General features: G+C 70.7%; 15 protein-coding genes. 7 read left to right on the top strand and 8 right to left on the bottom strand.

Annotated elements, in window-relative coordinates; translation table 11 throughout:
* Positions 1-24 precede the first annotated feature (24 nt).
* The 6 genes from ABZ904_RS41975 to ABZ904_RS41950 form a co-directional block, all read right to left on the bottom strand.
* The gene (locus ABZ904_RS41975) at positions 25-1,275 is read right to left on the bottom strand and encodes an HD domain-containing protein (protein WP_360995624.1); all 1,251 of its coding nucleotides are present in this window, start codon (positions 1,273-1,275) and stop codon (positions 25-27) included.
* A complete protein-coding gene (locus ABZ904_RS41970) occupies positions 1,272-2,627 on the bottom strand; it encodes an HD domain-containing phosphohydrolase (RefSeq protein WP_359395905.1) in 1,356 nt (451 codons plus the stop codon). The genes ABZ904_RS41975 and ABZ904_RS41970 overlap by 4 nt, the downstream gene beginning before the upstream one ends.
* A 194-nt stretch (positions 2,628-2,821) precedes the next feature.
* Positions 2,822-3,124, bottom strand: coding sequence for a mycothiol system anti-sigma-R factor (rsrA, locus tag ABZ904_RS41965; protein WP_359395907.1), 303 nt, complete (start codon positions 3,122-3,124; stop codon positions 2,822-2,824).
* Positions 3,121-3,804, bottom strand: a complete 684-nt coding sequence (gene sigR, locus ABZ904_RS41960; RefSeq protein WP_359395990.1) for an RNA polymerase sigma factor SigR — start codon at positions 3,802-3,804, stop codon at positions 3,121-3,123. The genes rsrA and sigR overlap by 4 nt, the downstream gene beginning before the upstream one ends.
* Before the next feature lie 256 nt (positions 3,805-4,060).
* The gene (locus tag ABZ904_RS41955; RefSeq protein ID WP_359395992.1) at positions 4,061-4,696 is read right to left on the bottom strand and encodes an alpha/beta family hydrolase; all 636 of its coding nucleotides are present in this window, start codon (positions 4,694-4,696) and stop codon (positions 4,061-4,063) included.
* A 19-nt stretch (positions 4,697-4,715) separates the two neighbouring features.
* Entirely contained in the window at positions 4,716-5,570 is an 855-nt protein-coding gene (locus ABZ904_RS41950) for an SOS response-associated peptidase (RefSeq protein WP_359395909.1), read from the bottom strand.
* 49 nt (positions 5,571-5,619) lie between these two features.
* On the opposite strand from ABZ904_RS41950, the gene ABZ904_RS41945 reads away from it, so the two are divergent.
* The 4 genes from ABZ904_RS41945 to ABZ904_RS41930 all read left to right on the top strand — a co-directional run bounded on the left by ABZ904_RS41945 (position 5,620) and on the right by ABZ904_RS41930 (position 9,261).
* A complete protein-coding gene (locus ABZ904_RS41945; RefSeq protein ID WP_359395911.1) occupies positions 5,620-6,351 on the top strand; it encodes a M50 family metallopeptidase in 732 nt (243 codons plus the stop codon).
* A 138-nt stretch (positions 6,352-6,489) separates the two neighbouring features.
* Positions 6,490-7,806, top strand: coding sequence for a 3-phosphoshikimate 1-carboxyvinyltransferase (gene aroA / locus ABZ904_RS41940; protein WP_359395913.1), 1,317 nt, complete (start codon positions 6,490-6,492; stop codon positions 7,804-7,806).
* 16 nt (positions 7,807-7,822) lie between these two features.
* Complete coding sequence (gene rsgA, locus ABZ904_RS41935; protein ID WP_359395915.1) at positions 7,823-8,833, top strand: ribosome small subunit-dependent GTPase A; 1,011 nt, start codon at positions 7,823-7,825, stop codon at positions 8,831-8,833.
* A 104-nt stretch (positions 8,834-8,937) separates the two neighbouring features.
* The gene (locus ABZ904_RS41930; RefSeq protein ID WP_359395917.1) at positions 8,938-9,261 is read left to right on the top strand and encodes a multidrug efflux SMR transporter; all 324 of its coding nucleotides are present in this window, start codon (positions 8,938-8,940) and stop codon (positions 9,259-9,261) included.
* A 198-nt stretch (positions 9,262-9,459) separates the two neighbouring features.
* Here ABZ904_RS41930 and ABZ904_RS41925 read toward each other — a convergent pair whose 3' ends face one another.
* Positions 9,460-10,068, bottom strand: coding sequence for a TetR/AcrR family transcriptional regulator (locus ABZ904_RS41925; protein ID WP_359395918.1), 609 nt, complete (start codon positions 10,066-10,068; stop codon positions 9,460-9,462).
* Positions 10,069-10,282: 214 nt separating this feature from the next.
* Here ABZ904_RS41925 and hisN point away from each other — a divergent pair, with 214 nt between their 5' ends.
* Together hisN and ABZ904_RS41915 are read left to right on the top strand one after the other, a co-directional pair.
* On the top strand, positions 10,283-11,083 hold the full coding sequence (hisN, locus tag ABZ904_RS41920) for a histidinol-phosphatase (protein WP_359395919.1): 801 nt from the start codon (positions 10,283-10,285) through the stop codon (positions 11,081-11,083).
* A 210-nt stretch (positions 11,084-11,293) separates the two neighbouring features.
* Positions 11,294-11,695: a CBS domain-containing protein gene (locus ABZ904_RS41915; RefSeq protein WP_359395921.1), complete on the top strand. Its 402-nt coding sequence runs from the start codon at positions 11,294-11,296 to the stop codon at positions 11,693-11,695.
* 75 nt (positions 11,696-11,770) lie between these two features.
* On the opposite strand, the gene ABZ904_RS41910 is transcribed toward ABZ904_RS41915, so the two are convergent.
* Positions 11,771-13,243, bottom strand: coding sequence for a catalase (locus ABZ904_RS41910; RefSeq protein ID WP_360995633.1), 1,473 nt, complete (start codon positions 13,241-13,243; stop codon positions 11,771-11,773).
* A gap of 126 nt (positions 13,244-13,369) precedes the next feature.
* Between ABZ904_RS41910 and ABZ904_RS41905 the strand changes: the two genes are divergently transcribed.
* Positions 13,370-13,786 (top strand): Fur family transcriptional regulator, encoded by a 417-nt coding sequence (locus tag ABZ904_RS41905; protein ID WP_359395925.1) that lies wholly within the window; start codon positions 13,370-13,372, stop codon positions 13,784-13,786.
* Positions 13,787-14,049: the final 263 nt, after the last annotated feature.

The following is a 14,049-nucleotide window of genomic DNA, read 5'->3' as shown; positions in this document are numbered from 1 at the left end:
CTTGCCCGAGGCGCACCCCGGGCGCTAGACGACCGGTGCGACACTCATCGCGCCGCCCCTTTGATGCAGCACCCGGGCGAGTGACTCCACGACCTCCGGCTGGTAGTCGCGGGCACAGCCGAGCCGCAGCCGCTCCAGTGCTCTGAGCGCTCCGCCTGGTCCCGTTTCTTCCCGCGCCATCTCCTCGTACGCGTTCACGGCCCGGACGATTCTGGCGCTGACCGGCTGTTCCCGGTAGGGATCCGCCTGCCGTTCCACGACCACCGCCACCTCCGCGTTCACCCCGGTCTGGCGTACGACGGCCCCGCCCAGAAGCGCGATGCGCCGCTGTTCCTCGGTGGGTAGCGCGGCCGTGGCACCGGCCGGCACCGGGTCGATCAGACTGAGCTGCCCGATGTCGTGCATGAGGGCCGCGTACTCCAGGACGGTCAGCTCCGGTTCGGCCAGACCCAGTTCCCGGCCGACGGCACAGCTGAGCGCCGCCACCCGGCGGGCGTGCCCGGCAGGTGTGTACCCGGCGATCTCGGTGGCCCGCGCCAGCGAGGCGATGGTCTGCCGGTAGGTGGTGCGCACGGCCGCGTACCGCCGGTAGGAGAGCTGGGTGAGCAGCAGCGGCAGCGAGAACACCGGCAGCGCCCACAGGCCCACGACCGCGACCGCGAGGGACATCACCGCGCCGGTCGCGCAGACGGCCGAGCCGATGCCGACTCTGGCCCGCAGTTCGTCGCGCAGCAGCGGTCCGAACGGCCAGCGGGTCCTGGAGTGCGCCAGCGCGGCGGCGAGCACGGCGTCGCACAGGGTGGTGAGCACGAGCAGCGCGACGAGCAGGAGCGCGTACGCCGGTCCGCTCCAGTCGCGCAACCTGCCCTGGGCGTAGAGGGGTTGGAAGCAGACAGTGGCGAAGCCCACAGTGAGCAGCCGGCGGGTCAGGTGGTCGGCGGTGGGCCCTCGGCCGCGGGCCACGTGCGGGACGCAGCCCGCGAGACAGGCGGCGAGGACCACCGTGACGACCTGCTGCACCCCGTGGTGGGTGGGGTGCCCGGCGTTCTGTCCGAGCAGGGCGTAGGAGAGCGCACCGGCCGCACCGAGAGGGGTGGACTCCCGCTCGTCGCTGTCGCTCCACCGGGACAGCTCGCCCACCGCGACGAGCACCCCGAAGGCGAGGGCGACGGCGGGTTCGTCGAGACCGCGCCAGAGCGTGAGCCAGAGGGAGCCCGCGGCCAGGAGCGCGGCCGCCGTACGGGCCAGGACGAGGACGAGGCGGCCCACGGTCATGCGCCGCCCCCGCCGCGGCGCTGCCCGGCCGGCTCACCGGCCGTCGGCACGGCGGCGGGCGGGGGCACGGCGGCGCGCACCTCGTCCGCGGTCACCGCCGGATGCCAGCCGTGCCGGCCGAGGGCGCGGACCAGTGCCCGCACCATCGCGGGGTCGAACTGCGCCCCCGCACACCGCTCCAGCTCCTCCAGCGCCGCCCCGACCGGGCGGGCGCGCCGGTACGAGCGGGTCGAGGTCATCGCGTCGAAGGCGTCGGCCACCGCCACCACCCGGGCGGGCTCCGGGATCTGGTGGCCGACGAGACCGTACGGGTATCCGCTGCCGTCGAGCCGCTCGTGGTGGTGGAGGATCGCGGACCGTGCCTCGCCGAGGAACCCGATCCCGCGGACCATCTCATGGCCGTACTCGGGGTGCAGCTCGATGATCCGCCGCTCCTGAGGGGTGAGCGGCCCGTCCTTGCGCAACAGCCGTGTGGGCACGCCGAGTTTGCCGACGTCGTGCAAGATGCCGGCGAACCGCAGGACCTCCACCCGGTCGTCGTCCATGCCGAGTTCACGCGCGATCATCATGGAGGCCTGTCCGACCCGCTCGCTGTGCCCGCGGGTGTACCCGTCCTTGATGTCGACTGCCTGCACCAGCGCGCGGATCGTGGCCTGGTGGGCCGCCCGCTCCCGGTGGTACTGGGCGAAGACCCAGCAGGACACGTACATGGGGAGCAGCACGAGCAGGGCGGCGACGGGCCCGAACGGGCTGCGCCACAGCACGGCCATCATCAGCCCGGCGAGCCCGTGGACGGAGACAGGGGCAAGGGAGCGCAGGAACAGCCCGCGCCACGCCATACGCGCCGGCACCCCCTCGGCGAGTGCCAGGACCCCGCCGTCCAGCAGGGTCAGCGTCAGGCAGAACGCCACCACGGCCGCGCCCGCGGTCAGGAGCGCGTACGGGAAGCGCGGGCCGGCAACCGCGTCCCGGCCGCCGAGCGCCCAGTGCACCCGCGAGGCCGCCCACACGGCCAGGACGAGCTGGGCGGCCCGCCAGACACGGCGCAGCCACGGCGGCCGCTCCCCGACACGGGCCAGCAGAGCCCCGGGCAGCGGCACCAGGGCGGCGGCCGGTGGCGGCAGCAGAAAGGCCGCGGCGAGCAGTACGGGAAAGAAGGTGCCGAGCCCTTCGGGAGCCCGGGTGCTCAGCGGTCGGCACCGGACGATCTGCTCGCAGCCGGCGTAGAGCGCGGCAGGGAGGGCGATCGCCCACCAGGCGACCGAGAGGTCCGCCAGCGGAGCCACACACACCAGTGCGGCGAGGACGACACAGCCGACATACACCCGTGCCCACGGCCGTACCGGCCCCATGACGCACCTCCCCCGCATCCCGCGCCCCTCCCGCTACCGGGCGGGGGCGGTCATGCCCCTCTCAGGCTCCGGAGCCTAGAGGCGAGGGCAGGGCAGGAAAGCGGCATTGGGGGTATCAGCAGGCCAATGGCTCGCGGATTAGCACGTTCGAGTGACAAACCACCGACGATTGACCGGAGTTTCCGAACTGGAGTTCAGGACTCCTGAGGCGTCGCGGTCACATCGTGCTCGGGCACCGTCTGACCCGAGCGGATCAGATCGATACGGCCCATGACCTTCGCCCTGAGGTCGGTCGGCACGTCGTCATGCCCGCAGCACCGCTTGACCAGCTTCTTCACGGCCTGCTCGAGCCCGTACTTCTCCAGGCACGGCGAGCATTCCTCGAAATGCTGCTGGAACTTGGTGCGGTCCATGTCCGGCATCTCACTGTCGAGGAACTCGTAGAGATGGTTGAGGACCTCACTGCAGTCCGTCTCGTGCGGCTCTCCGCAGCTCATGAGCCCGAACCTTTCGCTTCGTTCGACTCTCCGGCGCCGGCCGGGACGAGCCCGCGCTCGCGGGCGTAGTCCTCGAGCATGCCGCGCAGTTGACGGCGGCCCCGGTGCAGCCGGGACATCACCGTACCGATGGGTGTCCCCATGATGTCCGCGATCTCCTTGTACGCAAAGCCCTCTACGTCCGCGAGATACACGGCGATGCGAAATTCCTCGGGGATCGCCTGCAGCGCTTCCTTGACGTCCGAGTCGGGCAGGTGGTCGAGCGCCTGCGACTCGGCGGAGCGCAGACCGGTCGACATGTGCGACTCGGCGCGGGCGAGCTGCCAGTCCTCGATCTCCTCAGCGGCGCTGCGCTGGGGTTCGCGCTGCTTCTTGCGGTACGAGTTGATGAAGGTGTTGGTGAGGATCCGGTACAGCCAGGCCTTGAGGTTGGTGCCCTCACGGAACTGGTGGAAGGACGCGTACGCCTTCGCGTACGTCTCCTGGACCAGGTCCTCGGCGTCCGCCGGATTCCGGGTCATCCGCAATGCGGCGGAGTACATCTGATCGAGGAATTCGAGCGCGTCCCGCTCGAAGCGCGCGCTGCGCGCCGCGGACGACTCCGCGCTCGTGCCCCGGCCCTCGGGCTGCTCCGCCCGGCCGTTGTCGGTCCCTGCGTCGGTACCGGTGACCGGACCCACCTCCTCCAGCAACATGGCAGGACCGAAAGAGGTCCCACTTGAATCGGAGGATAGACGAACATCCTTACCCGCCGCCGCTCGAACAGGGGCGGTCTTGGCCGCGTGCAGCACCGTCCACTCCAGGTCAGCGCTGCTGCTGCGGCTCGGGCAGATGGTCGAACCCATGCGGCGGACTTCCTCTCGTTCGTGCGGTGCAACACCGTCGGGTGCTGTCTGATCCGCACAACATCGGTCCGCCGCGCAGCATTCCCGGGCGTCACCCGAGTGACGCGATCCACTTCACCACGGCGTCGGCGACGATCTTCAGCGCCTCCTCCCGGCTGATCCCGGCGCGCTTGGGGACGGCGAGGCCGTGATCGCCGTGGGGCACCTCGACGATCTCGTACGGCCCGGGCGGGAACTCCTCGGGTCTCCCGAACGGGTCGTTGCCACCCTGGACGACCAGCGTGGGCACACCCGCGCCGAGCAGTTCGCCTTCGCGGGACTTCTCGGGCCGGCCCGGCGGGTGCAAGGGGAAACTCAGCGCGAGTACGGCGTGTGCGCCGAGCTCGGTGGCCGTACGGCAGGCGACCCGGGCCCCGGCGCTGCGCCCACCGGCGATCACGGGCAGTCCCGGCTTCCCGAGGACCGGCCACACCCCGCGCCAGCCTTCGTCCAGCGTCTTCGGCGCGGGCGCCACCTTCTTACCGGCGACGCGCCAGGGCTGTTCCACGAGGGCGACGCTCACGCCGTGCCCGGGCAGCACCCGGGCCAGCGTCCGGAGGTCGGCGGCCTCGATGCCCCCGCCTGCGCCATGGCTCACGGCGAGGACGAACTTCGCCCGTTCGGCGGTGTGCCAGGTGACACGCGCGGTACCGGCCTCGGTTGCGACCATATCCGTCGCATCCGGCATAACAGTCACATCCGTCACGTCAGAACAGTGTGCCCTCTTCGGGGCCGGCCAGCTCCTTGAGCAGCTCCGGGCCGTTGTTGCGGACGTTGCTGACCGCCGTGGAGACCGGGTAGGCGCGCATCAGACCGGACGGCGGTGCGTCCAGCAGGGAGCGCAGGTCGTCGGGGTCCGTGCCGGAGGGGTCGAGCCAGGCGTCCCACCGGTCCGGGGTGAGCATCAGAGGCATCCGGGGGTGGATGTCGGACAGCGAGTGCGGCCCCTCGGCCGGGGCCACGGCCAGCGGCGACGTCTCCGCTTCCGTCGTGATCACCGAGCAGGTCACCCACCAGGCCCGGGGATGGTCGTCGGGCAGGGTCCTGTCCCGCCAGAACTCGTACAGGCCGGCCATCGCGAAGACCGAGCCGTCGGCGGGCAGCACGAAGTACGGCTGCTTGCGTGGCCGCTTCTTCCTGCCCTCGGCCTCCAGTTCGCGTTCCTCCGTGCCGGTGACCCACTCGTAGTAACCGTCCGCGGGCAGGATGCAGCGCCGGGCGGCGAAGGCCCGGCGGTAGGACGGCTTCTCGTGCACCGTCTCGGCGCGCGCGTTGATCATCCGGGCGCCGCCCTCCGGCGACTTCGCCCAGGACGGGACGAGGCCCCATCTGAGCCTGCGCAGCTGGCGAACCGGCCGCTTGTCGTCGGCGTCCTTGAGGGGGCGCTCGAGGACCGCGTAGACCTCCTTGGTGGGAGCCACGTTGTAGTCGGGTGCCAGGATCTCCCCGGGCTCCCCGCCCTGCGCCTCCGACTCCGCCGGAGCAGGGGGGACTCCTGTCTCGATCTCAAAGATTCCAGCGAGATCCTCAGGCCTGCGACTCGCTGCATACCGTCCGCACATACGTGCCACACTGCCAGATCCGACGAGAGCCCAGGAGCCGACAACCGCCATGCACACCCTCGCCTCGCCCTCGCTGAGCGCGCTGCCCGACCTCTGGGACAGGGTCTTCGGGAGTCAGCCCGACCCCGATCTGTGGGTCGTGATCGCCACCCTGGTCGCCGCGCTGGCCGTGGTCGTTCCGCATGGCGCGTGGCGGATATCGCGCAATGCCATCACCATCGCGCACGAGGGCGGCCACGGCCTGCTCGCACTGCTCACCGGACGCACCCTCACCGGCATCCGGCTCCACTCCGACACCAGCGGCCTCACCGTGAGCCGCGGCAAGCCGTACGGCCTCGGCATGATCCTGACGGCCGCCGCCGGCTACACCGCTCCCCCGCTCCTGGGCCTCGGCGGTGCGGCGCTGCTCGCCGCCGGGCACATCACCATGCTGCTGTGGCTGGCCACGGCACTGCTCGTGGCCATGCTGGTGATGATCCGCAACGCGTACGGGGCACTGACCGTGCTCCTGACCGGCGGCATGTTCGTGCTGGTGTCATGGCTCACCGGTCCCCAGGTGCAGGCGGCGTTCGGCTACGCGGTGGTGTGGTTCCTGCTGGTCGGCGGCGTACGGCCGGCCTTCGAGCTGCAGGCCAAGCGGTCCCGTGGCGGCGCCGGGGACTCGGACGCGGACCAGCTGTCCCGGCTCACCCACGTACCGGCCGGACTGTGGCTCTTCCTGTTCCACGTCGTGTCGCTGTGCGCGCTGATGGGGGGCGGTCAGTGGCTGCTGCGGATCTGATCGCGTCCGGGTGTGACCGCATGTGTTCGCGCATGTATGCACGGCATCCACGGCCCGGGTATCAGACAACGATTTCGCTCAGGTTTCGCCGCTTTTGATCAAGATCTCCGGCGTGAGCCAGCCACTACAGTGGGGCGCATGACCGTTAACCCCGCGCACACCGCCCTCTGGCCCGCCCCGCACGCGAGCGGAGCCGTCGATGCGACGGTCCACGTGCCCGGGTCCAAGTCGGTCACCAACCGCGCCCTCGTCCTCGCCGCCCTCGCCTCCGAACCAGGCTGGCTGCGCCGCCCCCTGCGCTCACGCGACACCCTCCTGATGGCCGCCGCCCTGCGCGCGATGGGCGTCGGCATCGAGGAAGGGGTCGGCCCCGACGGCTCCGGCGAGACCTGGCGGGTGATCCCCGCCGCGCTGCACGGCCCGGCCACGATCGACGTCGGCAACGCCGGCACCGTGATGCGCTTCCTGCCCCCGGTGGCCGCGCTGGCCGACGGCGCGGTGCGCTTCGACGGCGACCCCCGCTCGTACGAGCGCCCCCTGGACGGGGTGATCGACGCTCTGCGGGCCCTCGGCGCCCGTATCGACGACGACGGCCGCGGCACGCTGCCGCTGACCGTGCACGGCGGCGGCGCGCTGGACGGCGGCCCGGTGTCGATCGACGCCTCCTCGTCGTCCCAGTTCGTCAGCGCCCTGCTGCTCTCCGCACCGCGGTTCAACCAAGGTGTGGAGGTCCGCCACACCGGTTCGACGCTGCCCTCGATGCCCCACATCCGGATGACCGTCGACATGCTGCGCGCGATCGGCGCCCAGGTCGACACGCCCGAGTCCGGGGGCGAGCCGAACGTCTGGCGCGTGACGCCGGGCGCCCTGCTCGGCCGGGACCTGACGGTCGAGCCGGACCTCTCCAACGCCCAGCCCTTCCTCGCGGCCGCCCTGGTGACCGGGGGCAAGGTGGTCATCCCTGACTGGCCCGCCCGCACGACCCAGCCCGGCGACCGGTTGCGGGAGATCTTCACCGAGATGGGCGGTTCCTGCGCGCTGACCGAGCGCGGCCTGGAATTCACCGGTTCGGGTGCTCTTCACGGTATCGATGTGGACCTCGGGGAGGTCGGCGAGCTGACGCCGGGCATCGCGGCGGTCGCCGCCCTCGCCGACTCCCCGTCGACGCTGCGCGGCGTGGCCCATCTGCGCCTCCACGAGACGGACCGCCTCGCCGCGCTCACCAAGGAGATCAACGAGCTGGGCGGCGACGTCACCGAGACCGCCGACGGCCTGCACATCCGCCCGCGCCGCCTGCACGGCGGCGTCTTCCACACCTACGACGACCACCGCATGGCGACCGCGGCCGCGGTCATCGGCCTGGCGGTCGACGGTGTGCAGATCGAGAACGTGGCGACGACGGCCAAGACACTGCCGGACTTCCCCGAACTGTGGGCCGGGATGCTCGGGGACTGACGGGCGGACTGGGACCATGCGCCGCTACGGCAAGCACACCGACGAGGACGACATCCGCACCCGCCCCAACCGCAGGGGCAACCGGCCGCGCACGAACATCCGGCCCAAGCACGAGGACGCGGCCGAGGGCATGGTCCTCACCGTCGACCGGGGCCGGCTGACCTGCCTCGTCGACGACCGCACGGTCATGGCGATGAAGGCCCGCGAACTGGGCCGCAAGGCTGCCGTGGTCGGCGACCGGGTCGCCCTCGTCGGCGACCTGTCCGGCGCCAAGGACACGCTCGCCCGCATCGTCCGCATCGAGGAGCGCACGTCCCTCCTGCGCCGCACGGCCGACGACGACGATCCGTTCGAGCGGGTGGTGGTCGCCAACGCCGATCAGCTGGCCATCGTCACCGCGCTCGCCGACCCCGAGCCGCGCCCCCGTCTGATCGACCGCTGTCTGGTGGCGGCGTACGACGGCGGCCTCGAACCCCTCCTCGTGATGACGAAGTCGGATCTCGCCCCGCCCGACAAGCTGCTGGAGCTGTACGGGGACCTGGACATCCCGTACGTGGTCACCAGCCGTGAGGAACTGGAGAACAGTGACGCCGCGGGCCGGGTGCGCGAGCATCTGGACGGCAAGGTCACCGCCTTCGTCGGGCACTCCGGCGTGGGCAAGACGACGCTGGTCAACGCGCTGGTGCCCGACGACCGCCGGCGTACGACCGGCCATGTCAACGCCGTGACCGGCCGCGGGCGGCACACCACGACCTCCGCGCTCGCGCTGCCGCTCGCGGAGACGGACGGCTGGGTCATCGACACCCCGGGCGTACGGTCCTTCGGCCTCGCGCACATCGACCCGTCACGGGTGATCCACGCCTTCCCGGACCTGGAGCCCGGCACCGAGGACTGCCCGCGCGCGTGCAGCCACGACGAGCCGGACTGCGCCCTGGACGCGTGGGTGGCCGAAGGTCACGCGGATCCGGCGCGGCTCTACTCCCTGCGCAGACTGCTCGCCACCCGCGAACGAAAGGAAGGGGACTGACCTCCCGGGGTTTGGGCGCCTCGCGGGCAGGTAAATTCTTACCTCGCACCGGACCGGACCCGACCGGACGAAGCAGTCGACATGGGGACGCGGGAGGACGACACATGGCGTGGCTGCTGGTCATCGTGGCCGGGCTCCTCGAGACCGGATTCGCCGTCTGCCTCAAGCTGTCGCACGGTTTCACCAGGCTCTGGCCCACGGTCGCGTTCTGCTGCTTCGCGCTCGGCAGCTTCGGCCTGCTCACCCTGTCCCTGAAGAAGCTGGACGTGGGCCCGGCCTACGCGGTGTGGACGGGCATCGGCGCCGCCGGAACGGCGATCTACGGCATGGTCTTCCTGGGCGACCTGGTCTCCACCCTGAAGATCGTCTCGATCACGCTGGTGATCGTGGGCGTGATCGGCCTGCAACTCTCGGGCTCGGCCCACTGAGGGACACCGCCGCGGGCACGGGGCTTCCCTCGATGTGCGCTCCGCCGCGTGGGGGTGCGAGGCTCCGCTCGACGTGCGGCCCAGCCGCGTACGAGAGGCGAGGTCCCGCCCGACATACGGCCCCGCCCCGTGGCAACGCGCCCGGCGCCGGCGAGCCGTGCCCAGTCCCATGACCATGCCCGCCGCCCCAGTGGGCCGTCACCGCACCGGCCTCGGCAGGGCGTGACGCACCAGTTCCGCCACCCCGCTCCCCTCGCTCGGCGGAGCCGCCACGCAGGACAGGGAGAGCCGGACGACCAGCTCGCAGGCACGGGCGAGCTCCGTGACGTCCTCCTTGCCCATGCCGTGGCCGTTGATCGCGGCCACGGCCCGGTCACGGAACAGCGCCACGAAGTCCGACGGCGAGGGCAGCGGTCCGTCGGCCCGCCGCTGCGCGGGCACCGTGGAGGTGGACGGGACCGCGGAAAGCGTCGGGGAGGGCAGCCGCTCGCTCCAGCAGCCGGTGAGCATGGCGCGCACGAGCACGTTCTCCCTGGCCGCCGACGCGGTCCACACGGCGGCCGCCGTCAGCCGTTCGCGTGGCTCGGCGGGGGTGGCGAGGGCGCGATCGACACCGGCGAGGTAGCCGTCGGCCTCCCGACGCACCAGGGCCCGGGCGAGCCCCTCCTTGCTGCCGAACTCGTTGTACAGCGTCTGGCGGGAGACACCGGCCATGGCCGCCACGTCGACCATGCGCACGGTGGACCAGGGGCGGCGCAGGAGGGCCATATAGGCGGCGTCCAGTAGCGATTCCCGCGCTGCAGGCATCCTCGCCTCCCTCGGGGCCGGCGGCTCTGACGCACAGATTTGACGCGCATATCCGCACTGTCAAGAGTTCGCGGCGGCTCCCCGGGCGTGCGCCGGGCGTCGCGCGCGGTGATCGCACCACGGCAGCCGGTCCCCGGCGGACGAGATGCCCGTGCTCCCGAAGATCCGCCGGGCGGTGTGGCCCTCGCGCGGAAGGGGCCGATACCGTTCGGTCATGCCCGACTATCTCGATGACCTGCGGCTCGCCCATGTACTCGCGGACGCCGCCGATGCCGCGACCATGGCCCGGTTCAAGGCGCTCGACCTCAAGGTGGAGACGAAACCGGATATGACGCCGGTGAGCGAGGCCGACAAGGGCGCCGAAGAGCTGATCCGGGGCCAGTTGCAGCGCGCCCGGCCACGCGACGCGATCCTCGGCGAGGAGTACGGCATCGAGGGCACAGGCCCGCGCCGCTGGGTCGTCGACCCCATCGACGGCACCAAGAACTACGTACGCGGTGTGCCGGTGTGGGCGACGCTGATCTCCCTCATGGAGGCGGGCGAGGGGGGCTACCAGCCCGTCGTGGGCGTGGTCTCCGCCCCCGCCCTAGGCCGCCGCTGGTGGGCCGCGAAGGGACACGGCGCCTTCACGGGCCGCAGCCTGTCCTCGGCGTCCCGGCTGCGCGTCTCGCGCGTCTCCAAGCTGTCGGACGCGTCCTTCGCCTACTCCTCGCTGTCGGGCTGGGAGGAGCAGGGCAGGCTGGGCGGCTTCCTCGACCTCACGCGCGCGGTGTGGCGCACCCGCGGGTACGGCGACTTCTGGCCGTACATGATGGTCGCCGAGGGCTCGGTCGACATCTGTGCGGAGCCGGAGCTGTCGCTGTGGGACATGGCGGCGAACGCGATCATCGTCACGGAGTCCGGCGGCTCCTTCACGGGCCTGGACGGCCGCCCGGGCCCGCACAGTGGCAACGCGGCCGCGTCCAACGGCCTGCTCCACGACACCCTGCTCGACTACCTGAACGACCGGTACTAGGCATCAGGGTTGTCCCCGAGCACCGCGAGCGCCCCTGAACTCACGACGCGCGCCCTCTTGTTGACCCGCCCTTTGCCTGCAACTCTGAAAGTCCCCCCACTTGTGAATTTGTGAAGCATTGCACAGGGGCGACCGACCGGCGGCAGTCGACGGCAGTCGGAGCCCTGAGCCAGTGCATTCGCGAGCATTTCTAGGAGGTGGCTCCGCCCCATGCTCGTCCGCGACGCCATGAGCACGCTGGTCCTCACCATCGGCCCCGCACACACCCTCCGCCAGGCAGCAGCCCTGATGTCCGCCCGCCGTATCGGCGCGGCCGTGGTCCTCGACCCGGACGCGGGCGGCCTCGGGATCCTCACCGAACGCGACATCCTCAATTCCGTCGGTCTCGGGCAGAACCCGGACACCGAACGGGCCCACTCCCACACCACCACGGACGTCGTGTTCGCGGCGCCCACCTGGACCCTCGAAGAGGCCGCACGTGCCATGGCTCACGGTGGCTTCCGGCATCTGATCGTCCTGGATCGCGACGAAGTCGTCGGCGTCGTCTCGGTCCGCGACATCATCCGCTGCTGGGCGCCGCTCCGGGAGCGCGTCCCGGCCACGGCCCACTAGCCGCGGGCAAGCGAGAGGGCCGGAACCCCACTGGGATTCCGGCCCGTCCCCCTACGGCAAGCGGTCCAACCCGGGTCAGCCGCGCAGGGCCTGGACTGCGGCTTCCAGGCGCTTGCCGAAGTCTCCGTCGGCCTGACGGAAGTTGTTGATCGCACGCTCGGCGATGTCGTCGCGCGAGACCTTGGCGATGAAGCCCGCCAGGTTGCCGATCAGGCGCTCCTTCTCGTCCTCGGACATCAGGCGGTAGAGGTTGCCCGCCTGCACGAAGTCGTTGTCCTCGGCGTGGACCGGGGCCGCGTGGTCGCCGGTGCCGGCCGTGAAGCCGTCGAACGACTGCCACAGCGGACGGTCCGTCTGGAAGGGGCCACCGAAGCTGTTCGGCTCGTAGTTCTTCGCGCCCTTGTGGCGGCCGTCGTAGAGGAAGCCGTCACGGGAGTGGGTGCGCGCCTCGGTGGCATGCGGACGGTTCACCGGCAGGTGGTCGGCGTTGATCCCGACGCGGTAGCGGTGGGCGTCGCCGTACGCGAAGAGGCGGCCCTGGAGCATCTTGTCCGGGGAGGGACCGATGCCCGGCACGAAGTGCGCGGGGCTGAAGATCGACTGCTCGACCTCGGCGAAGATGTTCTCCGGGTTGCGGTTGAGCTCCAGCTTGCCGATCTCGATCGGCGGGTAGTCCTCGTGCGGCCACACCTTGGTGAGGTCGAACGGGTTGAAGCGGTAGGTCGCCGCGTCGGCCGCCGGCATGATCTGGACCTGCACGGTCCAGCTCGGGAAGTCACCCCGCTCGATGGCCTCGCGCAGGTCGCGCTGGTGGGAGTCCGGGTCCTCACCGGCGAGCTTGTTGGCCTCCGCCTGGGTGAGGTTCTTGATCCCCTGGTCGGTCTTGAAGTGGTACTTGACCCAGAAGACCTCGCCGGCCTCGTTGTTCCACTGGTAGGTGTGCGAGCCGTAGCCGTTCATGTGGCGGTACGAGGCCGGGATGCCCCGGTCGCCGAACAGCCAGGTCACCTGGTGGGTGGACTCGGGGGACAGACCCCAGAAGTCCCAGACGTTGTCCGCCTCCTGCGAGCCGGAGTACGGGTCGCGCTTCTGGGTGTGGATGAAGTCGGGGAACTTGATGGCGTCCTTGATGAAGAACACCGGAGTGTTGTTGCCGACGAGGTCGTAGTTGCCCTCTTCGGTGTAGAACTTCAGCGCCCAGCCGCGGGGGTCGCGGACGGCGTCCGCCGCACCGAGGTTGCCGGCCACGGTGGAGAAGCGCAGAAACGTCTCGGTCTGCTTGCCGACCTCGGAGAGGAACTTGGCGCGCGTGTACCGGGTGACATCTGCGGTGACCGTGAAGGTGCCGTAGGCGCCCGCACCGCGGGCGTGCACCACACGCTCCGGAATGCGCTCACGGTTGAAGTGGGCCAGCTTCTCCAGCAGGAGCTGGTCCTGGACGAGAACCGGACCTCCGACGCCCGCGGTCTCACTGTTCTGGTTGTCGGCTACTGGAGCACCGGACTCCGTCGTAAGCGGTCCCTGCGTCACGTGGGCCTCCTGCGTCACATCTGACTAACCTTGTTACCGAGCTAAAGCCGATCCCGATCCTACAATGGACAATGTCTAAGTCAAATAGAGATCCAAAGTCACACCCATTCGGAACCTGGTCCGCTTGCTGTTAAGCTGGGCTCCATGAGTGACCTGTTGGAACGGCTGCGCGGACGCGGATGGCGGATGACCGCGCAGCGACGTGTCGTGGCAGAGGTCCTCGACGGCGAGCATGTTCACCTGACAGCCGACGAGGTGCATGCCCGGGCCGTCGCCAAACTGCCGGAGATCTCCCGGGCGACCGTCTACAACACGCTCGGCGAACTGGTCTCCCTCGGCGAGGTGCTCGAAGTCGCCACGGACAAGCGCGCCAAGCGGTACGACCCCAATGCGCACCGGCCGCACCACCATCTGGTGTGCGCCCGCTGCGGCTCGATCCGCGATGTCCATCCGAACGGGAACCCGCTCACCGACCTCCCGGAATCGGAGCGCTTCGGCTTCACGGTCTCGGACGTCGAGGTGACGTACCGCGGCCTGTGCCCGAACTGCGCGGCCGGCTGACCAAGATCGTCCGAAAGCCCCGGCACCTGCTAGGTGCCGGGGCTTCGTGTGTGTACGAGGCTGTGGGCTCGTGGGGTGTGCATCGCCCGGCGGACCAGCGCGTGTGTCGCCGCCCACCTCGCGACGCCCGCCTGCTCCGCCGCCGTACGGGGGTACACAAAGCACCAGGGCCGGAATCCTTGAGGATTCCGGCCCTGGGCCTTCAGTAGCGGGGACAGGATTTGAACCTGCGACCTCTGGGTTATGAGCCCAGCGAGCTACCG

The organism is Streptomyces sp. NPDC046900 (assembly GCF_040644975.1).
Classification (GTDB): domain Bacteria; phylum Actinomycetota; class Actinomycetes; order Streptomycetales; family Streptomycetaceae; genus Streptomyces.
Note: the sequence above shows the minus strand (reverse complement) of the source record. Positions and strands in the feature narration are given on the sequence as shown.